The sequence below is a fragment of the Rhodococcus wratislaviensis genome (genome assembly GCF_900455735.1).
Taxonomy (GTDB): domain Bacteria; phylum Actinomycetota; class Actinomycetes; order Mycobacteriales; family Mycobacteriaceae; genus Rhodococcus_F; species Rhodococcus_F wratislaviensis.
In genome coordinates this window covers 31,263-52,970 of the sequence record NZ_UAUI01000027.1, presented here as the reverse complement: position 1 = coordinate 52,970, position 21,708 = coordinate 31,263, and the positions used below count along the sequence as shown (strand labels likewise).

The window sequence follows — 21,708 nt, the reverse complement described above, 5'->3', positions numbered from 1 at the left end:
GCAGGTGTTCGATTCCCTGTATTTCTGTACAAGGATCTAGCCTGGCAATCATGGCAGCTGCGAACAAGGTTTTTGCAGCCAGGCTGGCCGGCCTGGTGGTGCTCGGCCCCGACGGGGAGTCGATCGGCCGCGTCCGGGACGTCGTGATCACCGCGCGCGTCGGCCGGCAGCAGCCGCGCGTCCTCGGACTGGTCATCGAATTGTTCACGCGCAAACGCATCTTCGTCCCGATGCTCCGCGTCACCGCCATCGAACCGAGCTCGGTGACACTCACCACCGGCAACGTCAGTCTGCGCCGATTCCAGCAGCGGCCCGGCGAGGTACTCGCCCTCGCCCAGGTGGCGGATTCCCACGTGCGCGTGGACGACCCGGAACTCGAGGAACTGCGGGACGCCGACATCATCGTCGTCGATCTGGGCATCGAGCAGACCCGCACCCGGGACTGGGTGGTGTCGAAGGTCGCAGTGCGCGGGCACCGCGGCCGCCTCGGTCGCCGCGCCGCCATGCACGTCGTCGAGTGGCAGCACGTCCAGGGCCTCACGCAGACCGACCTGGCGATGCCCGGCCAGGGCGTCTCGGCACTGCTCACCCAGTTCGAGGGCATGCGCGCGGCCGATGTCGCGAACGCGATGCGGCTCCTGCCGGAGAAACGCCGACACGAACTCGCCCTCGCACTCGACGACGAACGCCTCGCCGACGTCGTCCAGGAACTACCCTCCGACGACCAGACGGACCTGCTCATGCACCTCGAGGTCGAGCGCGCCGCGGACGTCCTCGAGGCCATGGATCCCGACGACGCCGCCGACCTCCTCGGCGAACTTCCCGAGACCGAGGCCGAATCGCTGCTGCAGCTGATGGACCCGCAGGACTCCGAGCCGGTCCGCCGGCTGCTCGAGCACTCGCCCGACACCGCAGGTGGTCTGATGACTCCGGAGCCGGTGGTCCTCACCGCGTCGACGACGGTCGCCGAAGCGCTGGCCCGTGCCCGGATCTCGGACGTCACCCCCGCTCTCGCGAGCATGGTGTTCGTCGTCCGCCCACCCACCGCGACGCCGACGGGCCGCTACCTCGGCTGCGTGCACCTGCAGAAGTTACTGCGAGAGCCGCCCGCAAGCCTGGTCGGCGGACTGCTCGACACCGACATGCCGCGGCTGGCACCCGAGGATTCCCTGACGTCGGTGACCCGCTACTTCGCGACGTACAACCTGGTGTGCGGGCCGGTGGTCGACGACGAGGACCATCTGATCGGGGCAGTCACCGTCGACGATGTCCTGGACCATCTCCTCCCCGAGGACTGGCGTGAAGAGGAGATCGACGGATGAGCGAGAAGTCAGCCAGCGCAGCCGCCCGGAGCCTGTCCGACCGGCAGCGCCTCGACACCCCGCGGGGTACCCGCCGCTTCCGGGTCACGTACGACGTGGAGGCCGTCGGGCGGGCCAGCGAGAACTTCGCCCGGTTCCTCGGCACGGGCCGCTACCTGATGATTCAGACGGTGATCGTGATCGTCTGGATCCTCATCAACGTCTTCGCCGTCCGATTGCAGTGGGACCCGTACCCGTTCATCCTGCTCAACCTGGCGTTCTCCACCCAGGCCGCGTACGCGGCGCCGCTCATCCTGCTGGCGCAGAACCGTCAGGAGAACCGCGACCGCGTCTCCCTCGAAGAGGACCGCTCGCGCGCGGAGCAGACGAAGGCGGACACCGAGTTCCTCGCCCGGGAACTGGCGGCTCTGCGCATCGCGATCGGTGAGGTCGCCACCCGCGACTACCTGCGGCGCGAACTCGACGAGATCAAGTCGCTGCTGGGCGACGAGGAAGACACCCGTACCCGGCGCAAATGAGGGTCGGCGAATCCCCGCAAACTCCGGCAGGGTCGATCACGTATATGTAACGTCACTCACATCTTCTCGGATGTATGCGGTGTGCGAAACGAAGAGCACCGCAGGGGGTGATCGAGTGCGGATACGTGGACTGTTGACGGTGACTGCCCTGACAGTGGGCGCAGTTGCCACCCTCGGGTCCTCGACCGGCGGTTCTGCTGTCAGCGGCGCATCCGTCGGCACCAGTGCCGTCTCTTCCACCGGCGGGGCGACGACGCTCGGAGCAGCCTCGATCACGCCGGGAACCACGCCCCAGGCCGCGTACTTCCCGCCGTCGGGAATCGTGGCACCCACACCCCGGATCGCGCGGTCCCAGAGGGCTGCTCCCCCGGCGCCCGCGCCCGCACCGCTGCCCGCGGTGACAAATCCCACATCTCCGACGTCGCCGTCCGGCACCGGGCTCATCGCCGCACCGGTGATCCTGAGCGCTCTGGGCATCCCGGAGATCGTGCTCAACGCGTACCGGTCCGCGGAACTCGAAATGATGGCGGAGTCCCCGAAATGCGGTCTGCCGTGGCATCTGCTGGCCGGTATCGGCCGCATCGAATCGGGTCACGCCGGCGGCGGCCGGACCGACTCGGTCGGCACCACGATCACCCCGATTCTGGGCCCCGTTCTCGACGGCCGGCTGGCGGGCAACGAGGTCATCCGGGACACCGACCGCGGCGCCACGGACGGCGACCCCGGGCACGATCGCGCCGTCGGACCGATGCAGTTCATTCCGTCCACGTGGGCCAAGTACGCCTCCGACGGCAACGCGGACGGCGTGGCCGATCCCAACAACGTGTTCGATGCGACGCTGGCGGCCGCCCGGTACCTCTGCTCGGGCGGTCTCGACCTCCGCGATCCGCTCCAGGAGACCCGCGCGGTCCTGCGGTACAACAACTCTGCTGCGTATGCGGCCAACGTCATCACCTGGTCGAACGCCTACAGGAACGGTGGAACGCCGACGCCGAGCCAGTTGTCGGAGTCGGCCTCACCCTCCCCCGGACGTCTCGCCGACGCCGCCGCGGCCGAAGCGGACCTCCCACACGATCTCGCGACCACCCCACAGCCGTCCACGGACGGTGCGGCCACTCCCACGACGCCCGCTCCGCCCCCGCCGATTCCCGGACTCCCGCCGCTGCCGCAACTGCCCTGTCTGATCTTCTGCCCGCCCGCCGACCCCGGGGCACCGGCATCCGCCACACCCGCCCCGGCCGAGCCCGTCCCGGGCGCCCCTTCGGCCGACGCCGTCCCCCGGTAATCACCCCCTCTTCCGCCGCGCGCTCTGCTTGCAGGGCGCGCGGCGGCGCGTTCCGGCGCCTGGGCCCCTGACTGAGCGACCGGCCCGATCCGTCCGACACCCCCGGCACGTCCACGTCCTGGCGTGACCTTGCCGTGTTGGTTACCCTCGCTCACGTGCCTTCGGAGTAACGGAACCGTGCGATACAAGCCTGTTTGATCACGGTTGGATAACGGAAACATATCGAATCAGGTAGCCTCGATCCGGTCAGTTGAACGGAACACCCCAAGACGGGGGTCGCAGGAGGCAATCGAGTGGGTCGGCACAACAAGAAGACGGATTCCCATATCCGCCGCAATTCGGTCATCGCGCTTACCGGACTCGTCCCCATCGGACTGATCACCGCAGCCAACACGGCCGGCGCCGCACCCAAGGTCCCTTTCCTTTCCACGAGCTCCTCGTCGGAGGTCGCCGACGTCGCCCAGGAGGCGACCGACACCGCACCCGAGGCCGCGGAAGCCGTCACCCCCGTGGCCGAGACCGCCGCCGAAGCCGCACCCGCGGCCGAAGCGGCGCCCGCTGCGCCGGCACTCGCACCCGTCCAGGCCACCCCGCCCCTCCCGGCGAGCATCGCCCAGGGCGCGCTCGGCATCCCGTCCATCAGCGTCGCCGCCTACCAGAACGCGGAACGCATGCTCGCCGTCGAACAGCCGGGTTGCGGCATGTACTGGACGCTCATCGCCGGAATCGGCCGCGTCGAGTCCACTCACGCCTACGACGGCAAGGCCGACGACAAGGGCAACATGCTCAAGCCCGTCCTCGGCCCCGTCCTCGACGGCACCCTCGGCGGCAACGCCGTGATCCGCGACACCGACGGCGGCAAGCTGGACGGCGACGCCAACTACGACCGCGCCGTCGGACCCACCCAGTTCCTCCCCGAGACGTGGAATCGTTACGCGGGCGACGGCAACGGCGACGGCGTCGCCGATCCGCAGAACCTCTTCGACTCCGCGCTGACCACCGGAAAATACCTGTGCGACGGCGGATTGAACGTCAAGGATCCGATTCAGGCCGCCAAGGCCGTGCACCGCTACAACAACTCCGCCGCCTACGTGGCCAACGTGCTCGCCTGGTCCGCCGGCTACTCCAGCGGAATCATCCCGGCGGCCGCGGACCTGCCGCGCATCCACTGAGCGCGCATCCTTACCATTGAGTCATGCCAGTCCTGAGCGAGTCCGCTGTACGTAGCGCCCTGGCGCGCGTCCAGGATCCCGAGATCCGGAAACCGATCACCGAACTCGGGATGGTCAAGAGCGTCGACATCGCGTCCGACGACAGCGTCGACATCGCGATCTACCTGACCACCGCAGGCTGCCCGATGCGGACCGAGATCAGCGACCGTGTCACCAAGGCCGTGGCGGACGTCCCCGGTGTCGGTGCGATCCGCGTCGAACTCGACGTGATGAGCGACGAGCAGCGCACCGAACTCCGCAAGTCACTGCGCGGAGACTCGGCCGAGCCCGTCATCCCGTTCGCCCAGCCGGGTTCCCTGACCCGCGTCTACGCGGTCGCGTCCGGCAAGGGCGGCGTCGGCAAGTCCAGTGTCACCGTCAACCTGGCCGCCGCACTCGCCGCCCGCGGACTGTCGGTGGGTGTTCTCGACGCCGACATCTACGGACACTCCGTTCCCCGCATGCTCGGCACCGACGCCAAGCCCACGCAGGTGGAACGCATGATCATGCCGCCCGTGGCGCACGACGTGAAGATGATCTCCATCGCCCAGTTCACCCAGGGCAACACCCCGGTCGTGTGGCGTGGCCCGATGCTGCACCGCGCGCTGCAGCAGTTCCTCGCCGACGTCTTCTGGGGCGACCTGGACGTTCTGCTGCTCGATCTGCCGCCCGGCACCGGCGACGTCGCCATCTCCGTCGCACAGCTGATCCCCGGTGCGGAGATCCTCGTCGTCACCACCCCGCAGCAGGCGGCCGCCGAGGTGGCCGAGCGCGCAGGCGCCATCGCGCTGCAGACCCGTCAGCGCATCGTCGGAGTCGTCGAGAACATGTCCTGGATGGACATGCCCGACGGCACCCGGATGGACATCTTCGGATCCGGCGGCGGGCAGGCCGTCGCCGACCGTCTCACCAAAGCTGTGGGCGCGAAGGTTCCGCTGCTGGGACAGATCCCGCTCGAGCAGGCCGTCCGTGAAGGCGGCGACGGCGGCGTTCCCATCGTCCTCGGCCACCCGAATTCGCCGGCCGCGACGGCACTCGTCGACATCGCGGACAAACTCGCCGTCCGCAAGCGGGGACTCGCCGGAATGTCGCTGGGGATCGACACCACCCGCCACCTCTAGGCGCCCCGCGCCCGTGCGCCTTTCTGGTTGCTGGAGCAACCGGAAAGGCGCACGAGCCCGGAGGGCCTATGTTGCGTCGAGGTCGATCGGGGGGCGCTCGCCGTTCGCGAGCGGCTTGTTCTGCGGCGGAGTGGGCGTCGACGGATCGGCGCTGACCGCCTTCGTCCCCGACTTGTCGAACGACACCGGACTCGGCTTGTCGAAGTTGCCGGTGAGAATCGAATCGTCACCGTCGAGCAGATGTTTGGTGATGACCGCGCGCGGTGTCATGCCGCGCAGCTGATTGAGGTCCGACAGCGGCTTGCGCAGATCCTCGAACTCCGGACCGAGCTCGTCCTTGAGCTGCTGGCTGGCGCCGCTCGCATACTCACGGACCTGCCTCAGTGATTTCGTTACCCAGCTGACCGCACCCGGAAGCCGCTCGGGTCCCAAGATGACCAGAGCCGCGACGAGGAGGACCATGAACTCGCCCCAACCAATGTTGCCGAACACGTGGTCAGCCTACTGTGCGGCGAGGGCGTGTGCCCAGGTGACGGAGCGATCTCACAGCAACCTCTCGAGTCAATCGGAGGCCGGGGTCACGTCGACATCGACGAGCCGGCCCTCGCGGATCAGCTGAACCCGGACGGGTTCGCCGATCTTCTGCAGGTTGACGGCGACGACCAGTTCGTCGGCGCTGGTGACCGTGCGGTCGCCGACCTTGACGATCACATCGTTCTCGACGATCCCGGCCCGCGCGGCCGGGCTGTCCGAACGGACATTGGCCACCTGGGCGCCGCTGGTGTCGTCGTTGACGACGGTGCGGGCGTTGACGCCGATGTCCGGGTGGTGCATCCGGCCGTCCCGGATGAGGGTCTGAGCGACCGTCGTGACGTCGTCGATGGGAATCGCGAAGCCGAGACCCACCGAGCCACCGGACTCGCTGAGCATGGCGGTGTTGATGCCGATCACCCGGCCGGTGTCGTCGACGAGCGCGCCGCCCGAGTTGCCGTGGTTGATGGCGGCATCGGTCTGGACGGCGTCGATGACGGCGTTCGTGTCGGAGCCCTCGCCGGACAGTCGCATCGGACGGTGCAAGGCGCTGACGATTCCGCGGGTGACGGTCTTGCTGAGCCCGAGGGGCGATCCCACGGCGACGACGTCCTCGCCGACCTGTACGTCCCCGGACTTGCCGAGTTCCGCGACCGTCAGGTTGTCGGCCGCAACCTTGAGTACGGCCAGGTCGGTCTTGATGTCGCGACCGACGATCTGGGCCTCGGCCTTGGTCCCGTCGGAGAAGATGACCTGGATCTTGCCGCCGTCGGGGGCGGTGGCCGCGGCGGAGATGACGTGGTTGTTGGTGACGATGTAGCCGGCGCCGTCGATGACGACACCGGAACCGGTACTGCCCTGGTCGCCGACCGCCACCTGGATCGACACGACGGCGGGCAGCACGGCATCCGCGACCTGCGCGACGGGCGACTGGCCGAGGTCTTCCTCGCCGCCGCCCTGGACGAGGGTGACGCTCTGGCTCGTGAGCGAGCTGCGATCGGCGGTGATCACGGCGGCGAGAAGGCCGCCGACCAGACCGATCGCGAGGGCGATTCCGCCGAGCGCGACGAGCGCCTTCGGCGCCACCTTGCCGCCGAACAGGACCTCGCGGGCGCTGAGCGCCGGGGCGGGCGGGCGGGAATGTTCTTCGACGTGCAACGCCGGCGAGCCGAGCTCGACGCCGGCGTCGGGATCACGCCAGGGGTCGGCGGGCGGTGCCGCGACCGCCGTGGTCGCGGGCTTCTCGTGGGGATCACGCTGAATGGTGTCGACCTCGCCGTCGGGCCGGCCGAACGCCTCCGCCAGCACGGGGTCGGGGGCACCGACCTTCACCGAGGGTTCACGCTCACGCCGGGCGTCCGACGGGGCGAAAGAACCGGTGACGCCACCGGGCCGGCCGAACGCGCGGCTGGACGCTGCGTCGATCTTCGGCCGGTAGACGGGCCTCGGATCGAGTCGTGGGGCGTCCGCCGGGCGCAGCGTGCCCGACTCGTCCGCCACGGGACCGTCGGGTGCCGTCGTGTCGGAACCCGGAGTCTTGTAATCCGCCGTCACGCTGTCGTGTCCCCCTCGTGTGCGTCAGTCACGCGCCCCAGTATCACCGATGCCCCGCTGAGCACGGACACCGCCGTCGTCGGTCCGGATGCGCTCAACGGCGCCGGCGCCGGGACCAGATCCGGCTCGTGATCGAGTACGCGCTCGTGAGCGGTGAATCCGGGGTGTGGGAGTCGAACGGGGACTTGTCGGCGGGATCGCCCTGGTTGCAACTGGGGATCTGGCTCAGCAGACCGAGGAGGCCGGACGGCATGGCGACGTCGCCGCTGCGGCGGAGGGCACGCCGGGCCTGCTGCTGCGAGTCCACCTCGAACGCGCACTCGGGACAGATCGACAGGTGGTGGGCGGCGCGCAGATAAGCGGACATGCGGAGTTCACCGTCGACGTAGGCGGCGATCGCCTCACTCGCCAGGTGTTCGGTGGAGCCAAACTGGCGAGGTACACGCCCCTGCGTCATTCGTCCCTCCTGGTAACTACCCGACGCCGATCTGATCGGAGTCAACCTTTCCGTTCACAGCCAGATGCTCACGCAGAGCCTGCCTGCCGCGGTGAATGCGGCTACGCACGGTTCCGAGCTTCACACCCAGTGTGGCACCGATCTCCTCGTAGGACAGTCCTTCGATGTCACACAGCACGACCGCGGCGCGAAACTCCGGGGCCAACGAGTCGAGCGCTGCCTGCAGATCCGCGTCCAGGCGGGCGTCGTGATAGATCTCCTCGGGGTTCGGCCCGTCGGCCGGGACCCGATCGTAGTCCTCCGGAAGCGCCTCCATGCGGATGCGGTTGCGACGGCGGACCATGTCGAGGAAGAGGTTGGTGGTGATGCGGTGCAGCCAGCCCTCGAACGTGCCGGGCTGGTAATCGGACAGGGAACGGAACACGCGGATGAACGTGTCCTGAGTGAGGTCCTCGGCGTCCTGCGCGTCGCCCGACAGCCGGTACGCCAGTCGGTAGACTCGGTCGCCGTGCTCGCGGACGAGTTCGTCCCAGGACGGCATGGCGGACTTCTCGCCTGTGGCATCGAACACAGCGGTGCCCGTCAGCTCGGCGTCCGACAGCTGCTCGTCGGTGTTTCTCTCGTCTGGAGCCATCGTGTTGTTGCTCATCGAGTTAAGTGGATCCTCCTACTCAGGACCGCAGATCACTGGACGTGGTATAGGCGTCAACTCCCGAGGGCCGGGATTTGTTCCCGGATTCTCGGACTTTCCTCCGTCGTCGTGATCTCCCCGCCGGGCGGTCTTCGGATCTGGCGTTGGACATACTCTTTCCCACCGCGATATGTGTGCGGTGTGAGCAAGCTGAGGTATTCCTGAGAATCGCGGCCGGGCAGGTCGCGGCATTGTTGTCGAGCGCGCCTCGCAGCGGCGATGACGAGACCCCGATAGCCTCATGTGCGTGCAGACAAACGCCGAACGGATACTCACCCACGCAGAAGGGGCTGTCCGTGAAGACGAGGCCCTCGGTGCGGCCAGGGAGCGGGCGGACGACCTCGGTGCCGGACCGGTACCTCCCGCGGTCGGTGCTGCTCTAGCCCTGTTTGCCCGCATGCTGGACGCCAAGACGGTCGTCGAGGTCGGCACCGGCGCGGGTGTGAGCAGTTTGTGGCTGCTCCGGGGCATGCGCGAGGACGGCGTCCTCACCACCATCGACAGTGAACCCGAGCACCAGCGGGCCGCCAAGCTGTCGTTCCGGACCAATGACATCGCACCCGCCCGGACCCGGCTGATCAACGGCCGTGCGCTCGACGTCCTGCCGCGGCTCGCCGACGGGGCGTACGACCTGGTGTTCGTCGACAGCGCACCGGTCGATCACCCGCACTACGTCCGCGAAGGGGTTCGCCTGCTGCGTCCGGGCGGCGCCATCGTGCTGCACAACGCCCTGCACGGCGGCCGGGTCGTCGACCCGAGCCAGCGTGACGCGGCGACCGTCGCCGTCCGCGAGGCCGCGAAGGCGCTCGCCGAGGACGACCAGCTGATCCGCGTGTTCCTGCCGATCGGCGACGGCCTGCTCTGCGCCTCCAAACTCTGAGAGCCCCGTCTCCGGGGATCCACCCGCTAGATCCAGACGCCCTTGCCGATGGCGACGACGCCGCCGTTGCTGACGGCGAACCGTTGCTTGTCGCGCTCGAGGTCGACGCCGATGATCTCGCCGTCGCCGACGACCACGTTCTTGTCGAGGATCGCGCGGCGCACGACGGCGCCCTTGCCGATGCGCACACCCGGCATGAGGACACTGCCCTCCACCGTCGCGCCGCTGTCGACCATCACGTTGGAGCTGAGCACCGAGTTGCGCACCGTGGCCGCCGACAGGATGCACCCGGCCCCGACCACGGACTCCTGCGCGAGGCCGCCCTGCACGAACTTGGCCGGCGCCAGGTTCTCCGTCTCACCGCGGATCGGCCACCGGCGGTTGTAGAGGTTGAAGATGGGGTGGACCGACACGAGATCCATGTGTGCGTCGTAGAACGCGTCGAGCGTTCCCACGTCGCGCCAGTAGCCGCGGTCGCGGTCGGTGGCCCCGGGAACGATGTTGTCCTTGAAGTCGTACACGGACGCCTCGCCCGCCTCGACGAGCGCGGGGATGATGTCGCCGCCCATGTCGTGGTCGGAGTCGGAGTTCTCCGAGTCGGCCCGGATGGCGTCGACCAGCACCTTGGTCGTGAACACGTAATTACCCATCGACGCGAACGTCATGTTGGGGTCGTCCGGGGTTCCCGGCGGATGCGCCGGCTTCTCGAGGAACTGGACGATGCGGCCCGACTCGTCGCTGTCGATACAGCCGAACGCGAACGCCTCGCTGCGCGGCACCCGGATCCCGGCCACCGTCACCCCGGCACCCGACTCGATGTGATGCTGCACCATCTGTTCCGGGTCCATCCGGTACACGTGGTCGGCACCGAACACGACGATGTACTCGGGATCCTCGTCGTAGACGAGGTTCAGCGACTGCAGGATCGCGTCCGCACTACCGGTGTACCAGCGCGGGCCCAGACGTTGCTGCGCGGGAACGGGAGTGATGTATTCACCCGCGAACCCGGACAGTCGCCACGTCTGAGAGATGTGGCGGTCCAACGAGTGCGACTTGTACTGCGTCAGAACACACAGGCGGAGGTATCCCGCATTGACCAAATTGCTGAGCACGAAATCGATCAGCCGGTAGGCGCCTCCGAAAGGCACAGCGGGCTTCGCCCGATCCGCGGTGAGCGGATAGAGACGTTTGCCCTCGCCGCCGGCGAGCACGATTCCAAGCACATGTGGCTGGCTCCTCACCCTGTCAACCTATCGGGCGGCCACTCCCCCCGCCAGCGAAGCGCCGAGTCACCGTTTCTCCGATACCTGAATGTGTCCGAGAGCGGTGGCCCGAAGCCGTCCGGACGGTTACGTTAGGCCGGTGCGGGTGGCGATGATGACCAAGGAATACCCACCGGAGATCTATGGCGGTGCGGGTGTACACGTCACCGAACTGGTTGCTCAGTTGAAGCAGCTGTGTGAGGTGGACGTGCACTGTATGGGCGCTCCGCGCGTCGGAGCGGTCGTGCACACCCCCGACCCCGCGTTGGCCGGGGCCAATCCGGCACTCGCGACGCTGTCCGCCGAATTGCGCATGGCGGACGCCGCGACCGGCGCCGACGTCGTGCACTCCCACACCTGGTACACCGGCCTGGCGGGCCATCTGGCGTCCGCGTTGTACGACGTGCCCCACATCCTCACCGCCCACTCCCTCGAGCCGCGGAGGCCGTGGAAGGCGGAGCAGCTGGGCGGCGGCTACCGCATCTCCTCGTGGTCCGAGCGCAACGCCGTCGAGCACGCCGACGCGGTGATCGCCGTGAGCGCCGGGATGCGCCTCGACGTCCTCGACGCGTATCCGTTCGTCGACCCGCACCGGGTCCATGTGGTGCGCAACGGGATCGACACGTCGGTCTGGCACGCGGGCCCCGCAGGTCCGAGGGACTCCGCCCTCGCGAAGATCGGCGTCGATCCGGACCAGCCGATGGTCGCGTTCGTCGGCCGTATCACCCGGCAGAAAGGCGTCGGTCATCTGATCGCCGCAGCACACCACTTCGCGCCCGAGATCCAGTTGGTGCTGTGCGCGGGAGCCCCCGACACCCCGGAGATCGCCGCCGAGACCGAGCAGGCCGTGGCCGCGCTCGCGGCGCACCGGGGCAACGTGTTCTGGGTGCGGGAAATGCTCCCCACCGACCAGGTGCGGGAGATCCTGTCGGCCGCAACCGTCTTCGTGTGCCCGTCCGTGTACGAGCCGCTGGGGATCGTGAACCTCGAGGCCATGGCCTGCGAGACCGCGGTCGTGGCGTCCGACGTCGGCGGTATCCCGGAGGTGGTGGAGGACGGGGTGACCGGCCGTCTGGTGCACTACAACTCGTACGAGCCCGAGGCGTTCGAACAGGCGCTGGCCGAGGCGGTCAACGCAATCGCCGCCGACGTCGGCACAGCCCAGGCGATGGGCAAGGCCGGACGGGCGCGGGCGATCGCCGAGTTCTCCTGGGCGGCCATCGCGCAGCAGACCCTCGACGTCTACCAGGACGCGCTGTCCCGGCGCTGACCGAGGAGCTCAGAGCCGGGCGTAGGTGGACACCGTCACCGACGCCGTCACCGGATACTCCTGCGGCAGCGCCGCGATCGAGGACGCGAGCCGGTCGGGGGTGAGGTGCCGCGCCGACGGCCCCATCCCGACGAGCCGGGCCACGTCGAGGTGCGACAACGACATCGGGTGCTCCACCGCCACGTGGCCGGTGCGCTCGAACCGCCCGGACATCGCCGCCCCGAGCCGTTCGACCTTCCGGTCGTCCACCCGGACCATGCCGAGCAGGTCCACGAGCTCCCCCAGGTGCCGCTCCGTGGGGGTGAGGACCACCAGGGAGCCGCGCTCGGCGAGCACCCGGTGCGCCTCGTCGGCGTTGCGCGGCGCGAACACGCACAGGACGTGGCTGAGCACGTGGTCCCGCACCGGAAGGTGTTGCCACACGTCGGCAACCACCGCTCCGGCGCGGGGGTGTGCCTTGGCGATGCGCCGGGCCGCGTACTTGGACACGTCGAGGCCGATCCCCCGGCCCCTCGGGACGGCGTCGAGCACGCGCGCCAGGTAGTGGCCTGTGCCCGCGCCGATCTCGAGGATCCGGGGATCGTCGCCGGGCCCGGTGCCCGCCACCACCGCATCGGCGACAGCGTCCATCAGCGGGTCGAAGCTGCCGCCGCCGAGGAAGTCTGCACGTGCGGCGATCATTTCGGGGCTGTCGCCGTCGAACTTGCCACCGGCCCCGGTCATCAGGCTCACGTAACCCTGCCGCGCCACATCGAAGGTGTGGCCCTGGTCGCACAGGATCGCGCCTTCGTCGAGTTCCACGCGGGACCGGCACTGCGGGCACGCCAGCAGGTCGGTCACATCGGCCAGCACGAACGTTCGCCTCCCGGTTCCGGACACGGAACAGGCCCCGCACCGAGAACGGCGACGGGGCCTGCCCTGTGAGGTTCTCTCCGCACTCGACTAACTGGTGACGCCCTTGAGCTCTTCACCGAGTGCGGCAGCTTCCTCCGGGGTGAGCTCGACAACCAGACGTCCACCACCCTCGAGCGGAACCCGCATGACGATTCCTCGTCCCTCTTTGGTTGCTTCGAGGGGACCGTCCCCGGTCCGGGGCTTCATGGCCGCCATCCTCTGCTCCCTCCAGATCTGCGCTGCCTGCTTGCGCCTCGACAAATTTTGGCACCCCGCCAACACTCGGCGAGGCTTGTGACATCCATTCTTCCCTATGGACACGAGTACCGGGAACCTGAGTCACAAATAGGCAGGTCCACCGGCAGTTCAGGCAGTGATCGGGACCCAGCAGGCGGCCACGTGGTCGTCCACCATCCCAGTGGCCTGCATGAGTGCATAAGCAGTGGTAGGGCCCACAAACTTGAACCCTCGGCGCTTCAATTCCTTCGCCATCGCGGTGGACTCCGGTGTGACGGCCGGGACGTCGTTCACGGTGGCCAGGCGGCTCGGGCGCGGCGGCGGGGCGAACGACCACAGCAGGGTGTCCAGGTCGGTGTCCGACAACTCGAGGAGGGCCCGCGCATTGCTCACCGACGCCTCGATCTTGGCCCGGTTCCGCACGATCGACGAGTCCTCGAGCAGGCGCGCCACGTCCCGTTCCGTGTACCGCGCCACCGCCTCCGGATCGAAACCGGCGAACGCGGCCCGGAAGGCCTCCCGCTTGCGGAGAATCGTGATCCACGACAGTCCCGACTGAAACGCTTCGAGGCACAGCCGTTCGTACAACTCGTCACGGCCGTGCAGCGGACGACCCCATTCGAGGTCGTGGTAGTCCCGGTACAGCCGGGACCCGTCGGTGTCGACCGCCCACGCGCACCGCACGCGGTCCTCGACGGCCGTCACGAGGCGTCACCCGGCCGCTCGGACGCGGCTTCGACCGCCGCCAACTGCTCACGCAGCGAATCGATTTCACGTCCAAGCCGGGACAGCGCCCAGTCGACCTCGCTGGCCTTGTAACCCCGCAGCGTCTGCTGGAAGCGCAACGCCTCCACGTCGGCGCCCGTCACACCTTCGGCGGGCAGGGCCGTGAGTGTGGTGCCGGGCGGCAGGGGCGCGAGTTCCTCGGAACGGCCGAACACCGCACTGGCGGCGAGGAACAGCATCGCGCCGACGAACGCCATGACGAGCAGATAGAGCAGGGCTGTCACCATGCCCCGATCCTGTCACGGACGTCCGACAGCAACCTCCCTCAGGGGCGCGCGGTCAGGGGCACACCGTGTTCATCGGCGGGCGATCGGCCAGCGCGACGTCCGTCGTCGTCGGAACGAAGGAGTCGCCGTCCACCAGGAACTGGGTCAAACCCGCCCCGGAATCCGGCACCCCGCAGCGCCGCATCATCGTGCCGATGATCTGCCTGCTCATCACCCCGAGTTCGGACAGCGGACGGTTGCGGTGCTTGCGCACCCCCAGATTGACCTGGCCGATCGCACCGAGTCCGAGACGGTCGTACGTGTCGAGCAGCAGCCCGATCTCGACGCCGTAGCCGGGCGCGAACGGAACCGCCGACAGCAACTCCCGGGTGCCCGCGTACTCGCCGCCCAGCGGCTGCAGCACGCACGTCAACTCCGGCCGGAGCGAGGCCAGCATGGGGCGCGCCACGAGTTCGGTCACCCGGCCACCCCCGTTGGCGTCCTCCGTGCCGCTGAGGCGGAGGGGACGGCGGTAGTAGCCCTTCACGAGATGGATGCCGTCGGCCGTCAACAGCGGTCCCAGCAGCTTCGGGACGAAGGCCGGATCCGGGTTGATGAGATCCGAGTCGACGAAGGCGATGAGGTCACCGGTGCTCGCGGCGACGGAACGCCACAGCACCTCACCCTTGCCCGCCACCGGCGGGAACGCCGGCACCGCCTCCTCCCGGCTGATGACGGTGGCGCCCGCGGCGCGTGCGCGTTCCGCCGTCAGGTCCGTCGATCCGGAATCGAGGACGATCAACTCGTCCACCAGGCCACCGAGCAGCGGGTGGATCGTGTCCACCACCGCGGCGACGGTCTCCTCCTCGTTGAGCGCGGGCAGGACCACCGACACGGTGCGTCCGGCCTTCGCCCGTTCGAGTTCGGCGATGCTCCACGACGGCTGGTCCCAGCTGTTCGCCTCGGCCCAGCTGCGCGGGGTTCGCTCCTCCGCCACCATCGTGCGGGCCGCCCGGGCCCCCACGGCACTCATGCCAGCCCCCGCACGGTGCGGGACGGTGCGCGCCGGCCTTGAATCGCGGCCACCATGTCCACCACTCGACGCGTGGGGGCAACTTCGTGGACACGGAAGACACGGGCGCCTCCTGCGGCGGCCATCGCTGTCGCTGCCAATGTTCCCTCCAACCGCTCGACGAGATCTACCCCTAGAGTCTCCCCGACGAAGTCCTTGTTGCTCAGCGCCATGAGCACTGGCCATCCGGTATTTACAAGATCTTCCACTCGCCGCAACAACTCGAGCCCGTGATAGGTGTTTTTCCCGAAATCGTGGGTCGGATCGATGAGGATCGAGTCGGCGGGCACACCCAGCCGGGCCGCGTTCTCGGCGGCCGACACGACTTCCGCGAGGACGTCCGCGACGACGTCGGTGTAGCGGACACGGAACGGCCGGGTCCGCGGGACCGCTCCCCCGGTGTGGGAACAGACGATGCCTGCGCCCGTCTCCGCGGCCACCTCGACGAGCGCAGGGTCGGCGCCTGCCCACGTGTCGTTGATGAGATCGGCGCCCTCGGCGACGGCCAGCCGGGCCACGTCGCTGCGCCAGGTGTCGACGCTGACGAGCAATTCCGGATAGCGCTCGCGGATCGCGGCCACGAACGGCACCACCCGCCGGGTTTCTTCCGCCGAGTCGACGACGTCACCCGGTCCGGCCTTCACACCCCCGATGTCGACGAGGTCGGCCCCCTCGTCCACAGCCCGCTCGACCGCCGACATGGCAGCGGAGTCGGTGAACGTGGCACCGCGGTCGTAGAACGAATCGGGTGTCCGGTTCACGATGGCCATCACGAGCGCTCGATCGACCGCCACGGGGCGCCCGCACAGCGTGGGCGACGGGTGGTCGGGCGCGGGCGGTACGTCTGTCTCGGCCATGTCACCAATATTGGCACGCAGCACTATCGAAACCACCCGTGAGTACTTGTTAACCGCGGGCGGTTAACAAGTACTCACGGGCGGCGTAGCCGCATTACCCCTTCGGCAGCAAACCCTTCGCCACTTCGTCGACGTACCCGTCGTACGAGGGCTTGTAGCCGTCGCCGCGCCCGGACAGCACGTGCAACGTGTCGGTGTCCTCGACGTCGTAGCCCTCCTTGCGGAGTTCCACCTTGCGGCTCTTGAACGTCGATGTCTGTTCCAACGAGTCGACGACGCGGACGAACAGCGGCACCGCGTACGACGGCAGCCGCTGGAACAGCAACTCGGCGACGTCGGAGCCGTCGAACTTCTCGTTCTCGTGCAACGTCACCGCGGCCATCCCGGCGCGACCGTCGGTCCCGGGGATCTCGACGCCGTAGACGACGGCGTGCTCGACCGCGGGATGCGCGAGGAGTGCGCCCTCGACCTCGGTGGTCGCGACGTTCTCCCCCTTCCAGCGGAACGTGTCGCCGAGCCGGTCGACGAACGCGACGTGCGACCAGCCCTGGCGGCGCACCAGGTCTCCGGTGTCGAACCAGCAGTCGCCGTCGTCGAAGCCGTCGCGGACGAGCTTCTTGTCGGTGGCCTCCTCGTCGGTGTATCCGTCGAACGGCGCCCGGTCCGTCACCTTCGACAGCAGCAGGCCGACGTCGCCGGTGCGCACCTTCCGCAGCTTGCCGTCGGAGTGCCGCCGGGGCGATCCGCTGTCCTCGTCGTACTCGACCACGGCGTGCGGCAGGGGGCAGATGCCTGCCGTCCGGTCGACGTTGAGGGCGTTGACGAACGCGATGTTGCACTCGCTGGCGCCGTAGAACTCGGCCACCCGGGAGATCCCGAACCTGGTGGTGAACTCGGACCAGATCTCCGGACGGAGACCGTTCCCGACCATCAGCCGGATGGAGTTGTCGCGGTCGCCGGGCTTCTCGGGCTGGTTCAGCAGGTACCGGCACAGCTCACCGATATAGGTGAACGCGGTGGCCCGGTTCAGTTCGACGTCGGCCCAGAACTTGGACGCCGAGAACTGCTTGCCCAGTGCGAGCGTCGCACCCGACCCGAGCACCGAGGACAGGGACACCGTCAGCGCGTTGTTGTGATAAAGCGGCAGGCAGCAGTAGAGGACGTCGCTTCCGCGCAGCCGGACCCCCATGTTGCCGAGTCCGGACATGCTCTTGAGCCAGCGGAAGTGGCTCATCAGGCTGGCCTTCGGCAGTCCTGTGGTGCCGGAGGTGAAGATGTAGAACGCTTTCTCCCGGGCCTGGATCTGCTCGCACACCTCGGGGTCGCCGTCTCCGGCCTTCTCGGCGAGGCGATCGAGGTCGTCGAAGTACAGCACCGAGGGCACGGCGGGCGGTTCGTCGAGCGAGTCCATGGCCTCGCCGCACGCCTCGGACACCACCAGGACCTGGCTGTCGAGCAGCGAGATGCTGTGCGCGAGCACGTCTCCGCGCTGGTTGTGGTTCAGCATCCCGGCGGCGGCCCCGAGCTTGACCGCGGCGAGTGCGATGAGCAGCGTCTCGGGCGAGTTCTTGCCCAGGATCCCGACGACGTCCCCGCGTGCCACTCCGAGGTCGGCGAGCACGTGGGCGTAGCGGTTCACGCGGATGTTGGCATTCCGGTAGCTCAGCGATTCGCCCTCGAACCGCAGGAACGTGCGGCGCGGGTGCGCTGCGGCAGCGCGCTGGAAGACGAGGCCGATCGACTCCTTCGCGTCGGGGGTCCGGATCAGGCCGAGGACCCCCTTCGCCATGATCGGCAGCTCCGGAATCATGGCCGGCAGCCGCTTCGCGAGGTCGACCACCCCGATCGTCGAACGAGCTTCAGAACGCATGACATCCCCTCAGGCCTGCAGTATGAGTCAGGTCACCTTACTGCACGGTAACAACGTGCGCCACGACGCGGACCGGACGGCGCCTCAGGAGACGCAGGCGTCCAGCGCCTCCGCGACATCGGTCCGGACGAGCAGCCTGTCGAGGGCGCGCTGCGCCACGAAACCGCCGCCCCGCAGTCCGTCGAGCCAGTCGAGCAGGCCCGTGTAGTGACCGTGCGGATCCAGGAGGACCACCGGTTTCTCGTGCATGCCGAGATAGCCCGCGGTCCACGTTTCGAACAGCTCCTCGAGCGTACCGATACCGCCGGGCAGCGTGACGAACGCGTCGGCCCGGTCCTCCATGATCTGCTTGCGCTGGCGCATGGTGTCCGTGACCACCAGCTCGTCCGCGTCGACGTCGGCGACCTCCCTGTGCACCAGGGCTTTCGGGATGACACCGACAGTGGTCGCCCCGGCGGCGCGGGCGGCCTCGGCGACCGCGCCCATCATCGAGACGTTGCCGCCGCCGGACACGAGTTGCCAACCGCGCTTACCGATTTCGGCGCCGACCTGGGCCGCGAGTTCCAGGAAGTGGTCGTCCACGGGGCCGGACGCACAGTAGACGCACACCGAGAACGTCTGTGTCGGAACAGTTTCCGGCATCACCACTGGTCCTCCGTCCCGAGCAGGGCAGCTTCGTCGACACCCTGCTGCGACCGTATGACGATCTGCACCGCTTCCTCCACATCGTCCGTGACGTGCAAGAGGTTGACGTCACCTTCCGAGATCTTGCCGCTGCGTTGGAGAGTTCCTCGTAACCAGTCCACGAGCCCGGACCAGTACTCGGTGCCGAACAGGACGATCGGGAACCTCGTGACCTTCCGTGTCTGCACCAGAGTCAGCGCCTCGAACAGCTCGTCGAGCGTCCCGAACCCGCCGGGCAGGCAGATGAACGCCTGCGAGTACTTCACGAACATCGTCTTGCGCGCGAAGAAGTAGCGGAAGTTGATGCCGAGGTCGACCCACTCGTTCAGGCCCTCCTCGAACGGCAGCTCGATACCGAGGCCGATGGAGTAACCACCCGATTCGCTGGCACCGCGGTTGGCCGCCTCCATGACGCCGGGACCGCCGCCGGTCATGACGGCGTAGCCGGCCTCGGCCAGGCGCGCACCCAGCGCTCGTCCCGCCTCGTACTCCGGGTGACCGTCCGGTGTGCGAGCGGAACCGAAGACGGTGACCGCGCGCGGCACCTCGGCCAGGGCACCGAACCCCTCGATGAACTCGCTCTGGATCCGCAGTACCCGCCAGGGGTCGGTGTGCACCCAGTCGGTCGAGCCCCGCTCGTCGAGCAACCGCTCGTCGGTGGTGGTGGTGTCGTCCTTGCGGGCGCGCCTCAACTGCACCGGACCCCGGTGCTTCACGGACGAGGACTTCCGGCCGTGAGTGTTCTTCTCGGGTGCCATGCGCCCCAGGCTAGCGGGTGGCCCGTTCGGGGCACCGGGCAGTCACGGGGCGCTCAGATAGGCGCGCAGCACCGTCGTCACATCGGTGATCTGATGCACGGGCACGTGCTCGTCCCGCTTGTGGGCGAGGTTCGGGTCGCCGGGGCCGTAGTTGACGGCCGGGATGCCGAGGGCGGAGAACCGCGAGACGTCGGTCCACCCGTACTTGGCGCGGAACTCGCCGCCCGCCGCCTCGATCAGGGCCGCAGCCGCCGGATCGCCCAACCCGGGCAGGGCCCCCGGCGACAGGTCCGTGACCTCGAAACCCAGCTCGAGACCGTCGAAGACCTCCCGCACGTGGTCGATGGCCTGCTCGGCGCTGCGGTCGGGGGCGAAGCGGAAGTTCACGTCCATCTCCGCCGCGTCGGGAACCACGTTGCCCGCGACGCCGCCGGAGATCCGCACGGCGGACAACCCTTCCCGGTACACGCAGCCGTCGATGTCCACCGACCGCGCGGTGTAGTCCGACAGGCGCTGCAGGACCGGGGCGAAGCGGTGGATCGCGTTGTCGCCCAGCCACGATCTCGCGGAGTGCGCGCGGGTGCCGCGGGTGGTCAGCGTCACCCGCAACGTGCCCTGGCACCCCGCCTCGATGAGACCTCCGGTCGGCTCGCCGAGAATCGCGACGTCCGCGCGCAGCCACTCGGGGATCTCGCGTTCGATCCGTCCGAGCCCGTTGTGGACGGCCGCGATCTCCTCGCAGTCGTAGAAGACCAGGGTCAGATCGTGCGCGAGGTTCCGGGTGGTGGCGGCGAGATGCAGGAACACCGCGTCGCCCGACTTCATGTCGACCGTTCCGCATCCGTGCAGCAGGTCGCCCTCACGGCGCGAGGGGACGTTGTCCGCGATCGGCACGGTGTCGAGGTGACCGGCGAGCATCACCCGGCTCGGCAGTCCCCGATCGGTCCGGGCGAGCACGGCGTTGCCGTTGCGGATGACCTCGAAACCGGTGGTCTGCTCCCGCAGCGCCGACTCGACGGCGTCGGCGATCGCCGACTCGTCGTGCGAGACGCTCGGGATGTCCACCAGGGCGGCGGTGAGGTCGATGGGATCGGCGTGGAGGTCGAGTGGGCTCACCCGTCCACCCTAAGCCGACCAGTCAGCCCGCTCGGGCGTTGCTACCCGTCGAAGCCACCCGGGATCTCGTAGATCGCACCGTCGAAGCCGATGCGGAACAGCCGTCCCGCCGAGAAGCCGCCGGATCCCTGCCCGTACACGACCATGCTCGACGTGGGCAGACCGGACGCGAGCACGCAGTACTGCCCCGGCGAGTCGAGGCGCCAGATCTCGCCGCGCACGTTGGCCGGGACCACCGGACGGCCTCGCGAGTCCAGGGCCAGGCCGTCGGGTGCGGCGAAGTTGTCGAGTCCGGACAGGTCGAGGATGCTCTCGGGCGCCCCGGGGTTCGCGAGCGGGATCCGGCTCACGCCCGGATTCACGAACGTCCGCGACACGTAGAGGTACCGGTCGTCCGCGCCGAGCACCGCCCCGTTGGCGCTGGGCAGAGTCGCCCAGTGGGGCTCCACCCGCCCGTCGGGGAACACCCGCCCGATCTGGGTGCCGAAGTCGTTGGTGGCGTATGCCGTTCCGTCGGCGGCGACGTCGAGTCCGTTCGCCGCGCTCAGGCCCGAGACGAACGGTGTGAGCACGTTCGTTGCGGTGTTCAGCTTCGCGATCGCACCCGGACGCAGGATGTCGCCGAGGAACACGCGGGCGTCCGCGCCGTACCCCACCAGCAGCGAACCGTCCGACGCCCAGGCCAGCGCCCCGGCGCCGCCGTCCGGCACCGTCGCGACCGGGACCGCGGGGGCTCCGGGGGCGTCGAGGCGGAACACCCGCCCGCTCAGAAGGTCCGTCGTGTAGAGGCGGCCGCCGCCGTCCACGGCGACGCCCTCGAGCGCCGCTCCCGGCACCCGCCCGACGAGAACCGGTGCCTGGCCGGCGCCCGGGCACACCGGAGCGGCGGACGCGGTCTGCGGCGCCACCACCGACACGGCCCCGGCGAGCAGTGCGCCCGCGGCCACGGCCCGCACGCCTCCTCCGATGAATCGACCCCAGTGCGAAATGCGCATTCCCACTACCTTTCCCGGTGTGTCTCACGTGCCCCGTGCATGGTCCCCCACATGGCCGGAACCCGCTCGGTTTCGATTCGATCACGCCCCGATAACGACCGCTGGGAATGCCCGAGTAATGAGGCAGTAAC

23 protein-coding genes are annotated in these 21,708 nt (G+C 68.8%); 7 read left to right on the top strand and 16 right to left on the bottom strand.

The window, feature by feature from the left end; all coding sequences use genetic code 11:
• Positions 1 to 50 precede the first annotated feature (50 nt).
• The 5 genes from DTA22_RS32210 to DTA22_RS32190 all read left to right on the top strand — a co-directional run bounded on the left by DTA22_RS32210 (position 51) and on the right by DTA22_RS32190 (position 5,457).
• Positions 51 to 1,322, top strand: a complete 1,272-nt coding sequence (locus DTA22_RS32210; RefSeq protein WP_005264648.1) for a magnesium transporter MgtE N-terminal domain-containing protein — start codon at positions 51 to 53, stop codon at positions 1,320 to 1,322.
• Positions 1,319 to 1,840, top strand: coding sequence for a DUF1003 domain-containing protein (locus DTA22_RS32205; RefSeq protein ID WP_037244369.1), 522 nt, complete (start codon positions 1,319 to 1,321; stop codon positions 1,838 to 1,840). Before DTA22_RS32210 ends, DTA22_RS32205 begins: the two co-directional genes overlap by 4 nt.
• A 115-nt stretch (positions 1,841 to 1,955) precedes the next feature.
• The gene (locus DTA22_RS32200; protein ID WP_112302133.1) at positions 1,956 to 3,125 is read left to right on the top strand and encodes a lytic transglycosylase domain-containing protein; all 1,170 of its coding nucleotides are present in this window, start codon (positions 1,956 to 1,958) and stop codon (positions 3,123 to 3,125) included.
• Positions 3,126 to 3,418: 293 nt separating this feature from the next.
• The gene (locus DTA22_RS32195; protein ID WP_037244364.1) at positions 3,419 to 4,297 is read left to right on the top strand and encodes a lytic transglycosylase domain-containing protein; all 879 of its coding nucleotides are present in this window, start codon (positions 3,419 to 3,421) and stop codon (positions 4,295 to 4,297) included.
• A 23-nt stretch (positions 4,298 to 4,320) separates the two neighbouring features.
• Positions 4,321 to 5,457, top strand: coding sequence for an Mrp/NBP35 family ATP-binding protein (locus DTA22_RS32190; protein ID WP_112302132.1), 1,137 nt, complete (start codon positions 4,321 to 4,323; stop codon positions 5,455 to 5,457).
• A 66-nt stretch (positions 5,458 to 5,523) separates the two neighbouring features.
• On the opposite strand, the gene tatB is transcribed toward DTA22_RS32190, so the two are convergent.
• The 4 genes from tatB to sigE all read right to left on the bottom strand — a co-directional run bounded on the left by tatB (position 5,524) and on the right by sigE (position 8,648).
• Positions 5,524 to 5,949, bottom strand: a complete 426-nt coding sequence (gene tatB / locus DTA22_RS32185) for a Sec-independent protein translocase protein TatB (protein ID WP_112302131.1) — start codon at positions 5,947 to 5,949, stop codon at positions 5,524 to 5,526.
• Between the two features lie 69 nt (positions 5,950 to 6,018).
• Complete coding sequence (locus DTA22_RS32180; RefSeq protein ID WP_112302130.1) at positions 6,019 to 7,542, bottom strand: S1C family serine protease; 1,524 nt, start codon at positions 7,540 to 7,542, stop codon at positions 6,019 to 6,021.
• A gap of 94 nt (positions 7,543 to 7,636) precedes the next feature.
• Positions 7,637 to 7,999, bottom strand: a complete 363-nt coding sequence (locus tag DTA22_RS32175) for a DNA-directed RNA polymerase sigma-70 factor (RefSeq protein WP_037244352.1) — start codon at positions 7,997 to 7,999, stop codon at positions 7,637 to 7,639.
• Positions 8,000 to 8,015: 16 nt separating this feature from the next.
• Positions 8,016 to 8,648 carry an RNA polymerase sigma factor SigE gene (sigE, locus tag DTA22_RS32170; RefSeq protein WP_037244349.1) on the bottom strand — a complete coding sequence of 211 codons (633 nt, stop codon included), beginning with the start codon at positions 8,646 to 8,648 and terminating at the stop codon, positions 8,016 to 8,018.
• A 283-nt stretch (positions 8,649 to 8,931) separates the two neighbouring features.
• Between sigE and DTA22_RS32165 the strand changes: the two genes are divergently transcribed.
• Entirely contained in the window at positions 8,932 to 9,570 is a 639-nt protein-coding gene (locus DTA22_RS32165; RefSeq protein WP_005239255.1) for an O-methyltransferase, read from the top strand.
• A gap of 26 nt (positions 9,571 to 9,596) precedes the next feature.
• Here the strand turns inward: DTA22_RS32165 and glgC are convergent, their stop codons facing one another.
• Positions 9,597 to 10,811, bottom strand: coding sequence for a glucose-1-phosphate adenylyltransferase (gene glgC / locus DTA22_RS32160; RefSeq protein WP_005239253.1), 1,215 nt, complete (start codon positions 10,809 to 10,811; stop codon positions 9,597 to 9,599).
• Between the two features lie 121 nt (positions 10,812 to 10,932).
• Between glgC and glgA the strand changes: the two genes are divergently transcribed.
• Positions 10,933 to 12,102, top strand: a complete 1,170-nt coding sequence (gene glgA, locus DTA22_RS32155; RefSeq protein WP_037244345.1) for a glycogen synthase — start codon at positions 10,933 to 10,935, stop codon at positions 12,100 to 12,102.
• A 9-nt stretch (positions 12,103 to 12,111) separates the two neighbouring features.
• Here the strand turns inward: glgA and DTA22_RS32150 are convergent, their stop codons facing one another.
• The 11 genes from DTA22_RS32150 to DTA22_RS32100 form a co-directional block, all read right to left on the bottom strand.
• On the bottom strand, positions 12,112 to 12,954 hold the full coding sequence (locus DTA22_RS32150; RefSeq protein WP_112302129.1) for a putative RNA methyltransferase: 843 nt from the start codon (positions 12,952 to 12,954) through the stop codon (positions 12,112 to 12,114).
• A gap of 90 nt (positions 12,955 to 13,044) precedes the next feature.
• Positions 13,045 to 13,212 (bottom strand): DUF3117 domain-containing protein, encoded by a 168-nt coding sequence (locus tag DTA22_RS32145; protein WP_003936084.1) that lies wholly within the window; start codon positions 13,210 to 13,212, stop codon positions 13,045 to 13,047.
• Between the two features lie 150 nt (positions 13,213 to 13,362).
• Positions 13,363 to 13,938, bottom strand: a complete 576-nt coding sequence (locus DTA22_RS32140) for a DNA-3-methyladenine glycosylase I (RefSeq protein WP_037244339.1) — start codon at positions 13,936 to 13,938, stop codon at positions 13,363 to 13,365.
• Complete coding sequence (locus DTA22_RS32135) at positions 13,935 to 14,246, bottom strand: DivIVA domain-containing protein (RefSeq protein ID WP_005239244.1); 312 nt, start codon at positions 14,244 to 14,246, stop codon at positions 13,935 to 13,937. Before DTA22_RS32135 ends, DTA22_RS32140 begins: the two co-directional genes overlap by 4 nt.
• A 52-nt stretch (positions 14,247 to 14,298) precedes the next feature.
• Positions 14,299 to 15,258 carry a glucosyl-3-phosphoglycerate synthase gene (locus DTA22_RS32130; protein ID WP_011598038.1) on the bottom strand — a complete coding sequence of 320 codons (960 nt, stop codon included), beginning with the start codon at positions 15,256 to 15,258 and terminating at the stop codon, positions 14,299 to 14,301.
• A complete protein-coding gene (gene folP, locus DTA22_RS32125) occupies positions 15,255 to 16,154 on the bottom strand; it encodes a dihydropteroate synthase (protein WP_112302128.1) in 900 nt (299 codons plus the stop codon). Before folP ends, DTA22_RS32130 begins: the two co-directional genes overlap by 4 nt.
• 94 nt (positions 16,155 to 16,248) lie before the next feature.
• A complete protein-coding gene (locus DTA22_RS32120; RefSeq protein WP_112302127.1) occupies positions 16,249 to 18,024 on the bottom strand; it encodes a long-chain-acyl-CoA synthetase in 1,776 nt (591 codons plus the stop codon).
• An 84-nt stretch (positions 18,025 to 18,108) separates the two neighbouring features.
• Positions 18,109 to 18,666 carry an LOG family protein gene (locus DTA22_RS32115; protein WP_037244969.1) on the bottom strand — a complete coding sequence of 186 codons (558 nt, stop codon included), beginning with the start codon at positions 18,664 to 18,666 and terminating at the stop codon, positions 18,109 to 18,111.
• The gene (locus DTA22_RS32110) at positions 18,666 to 19,466 is read right to left on the bottom strand and encodes an LOG family protein (RefSeq protein ID WP_037244330.1); all 801 of its coding nucleotides are present in this window, start codon (positions 19,464 to 19,466) and stop codon (positions 18,666 to 18,668) included. The genes DTA22_RS32115 and DTA22_RS32110 overlap by 1 nt, the downstream gene beginning before the upstream one ends.
• A 42-nt stretch (positions 19,467 to 19,508) precedes the next feature.
• Positions 19,509 to 20,582 (bottom strand): succinyl-diaminopimelate desuccinylase, encoded by a 1,074-nt coding sequence (gene dapE / locus DTA22_RS32105; protein ID WP_037244325.1) that lies wholly within the window; start codon positions 20,580 to 20,582, stop codon positions 19,509 to 19,511.
• A 41-nt stretch (positions 20,583 to 20,623) separates the two neighbouring features.
• Positions 20,624 to 21,577 (bottom strand): SMP-30/gluconolactonase/LRE family protein, encoded by a 954-nt coding sequence (locus DTA22_RS32100; RefSeq protein WP_112302126.1) that lies wholly within the window; start codon positions 21,575 to 21,577, stop codon positions 20,624 to 20,626.
• Positions 21,578 to 21,708: the final 131 nt, after the last annotated feature.

Bases quoted from the DNA above. Each gene is read 5' to 3' on its own strand.
- DTA22_RS32165 (WP_005239255.1), top strand. From the start codon at position 8,932: ATGTGCGTGCAGACAAACGCCGAACGGATACTCACCCACGCAGAAGGG.
- DTA22_RS32100 (WP_112302126.1), bottom strand. From the start codon at position 21,577: ATGCGCATTTCGCACTGGGGTCGATTCATCGGAGGAGGCGTGCGGGCC.
- sigE (WP_037244349.1), bottom strand. From the start codon at position 8,648: ATGAGCAACAACACGATGGCTCCAGACGAGAGAAACACCGACGAGCAG.
- DTA22_RS32175 (WP_037244352.1), bottom strand. From the start codon at position 7,999: ATGACGCAGGGGCGTGTACCTCGCCAGTTTGGCTCCACCGAACACCTG.
- DTA22_RS32190 (WP_112302132.1), top strand. From the start codon at position 4,321: ATGCCAGTCCTGAGCGAGTCCGCTGTACGTAGCGCCCTGGCGCGCGTC.
- DTA22_RS32145 (WP_003936084.1), bottom strand. From the start codon at position 13,212: ATGGCGGCCATGAAGCCCCGGACCGGGGACGGTCCCCTCGAAGCAACC.
- folP (WP_112302128.1), bottom strand. From the start codon at position 16,154: ATGGCCGAGACAGACGTACCGCCCGCGCCCGACCACCCGTCGCCCACG.
- DTA22_RS32115 (WP_037244969.1), bottom strand. From the start codon at position 18,666: ATGCCGGAAACTGTTCCGACACAGACGTTCTCGGTGTGCGTCTACTGT.
- DTA22_RS32110 (WP_037244330.1), bottom strand. From the start codon at position 19,466: ATGGCACCCGAGAAGAACACTCACGGCCGGAAGTCCTCGTCCGTGAAG.
- DTA22_RS32135 (WP_005239244.1), bottom strand. From the start codon at position 14,246: ATGGTGACAGCCCTGCTCTATCTGCTCGTCATGGCGTTCGTCGGCGCG.
- DTA22_RS32205 (WP_037244369.1), top strand. From the start codon at position 1,319: ATGAGCGAGAAGTCAGCCAGCGCAGCCGCCCGGAGCCTGTCCGACCGG.
- DTA22_RS32120 (WP_112302127.1), bottom strand. From the start codon at position 18,024: ATGCGTTCTGAAGCTCGTTCGACGATCGGGGTGGTCGACCTCGCGAAG.
- DTA22_RS32130 (WP_011598038.1), bottom strand. From the start codon at position 15,258: ATGAGTGCCGTGGGGGCCCGGGCGGCCCGCACGATGGTGGCGGAGGAG.
- DTA22_RS32210 (WP_005264648.1), top strand. From the start codon at position 51: ATGGCAGCTGCGAACAAGGTTTTTGCAGCCAGGCTGGCCGGCCTGGTG.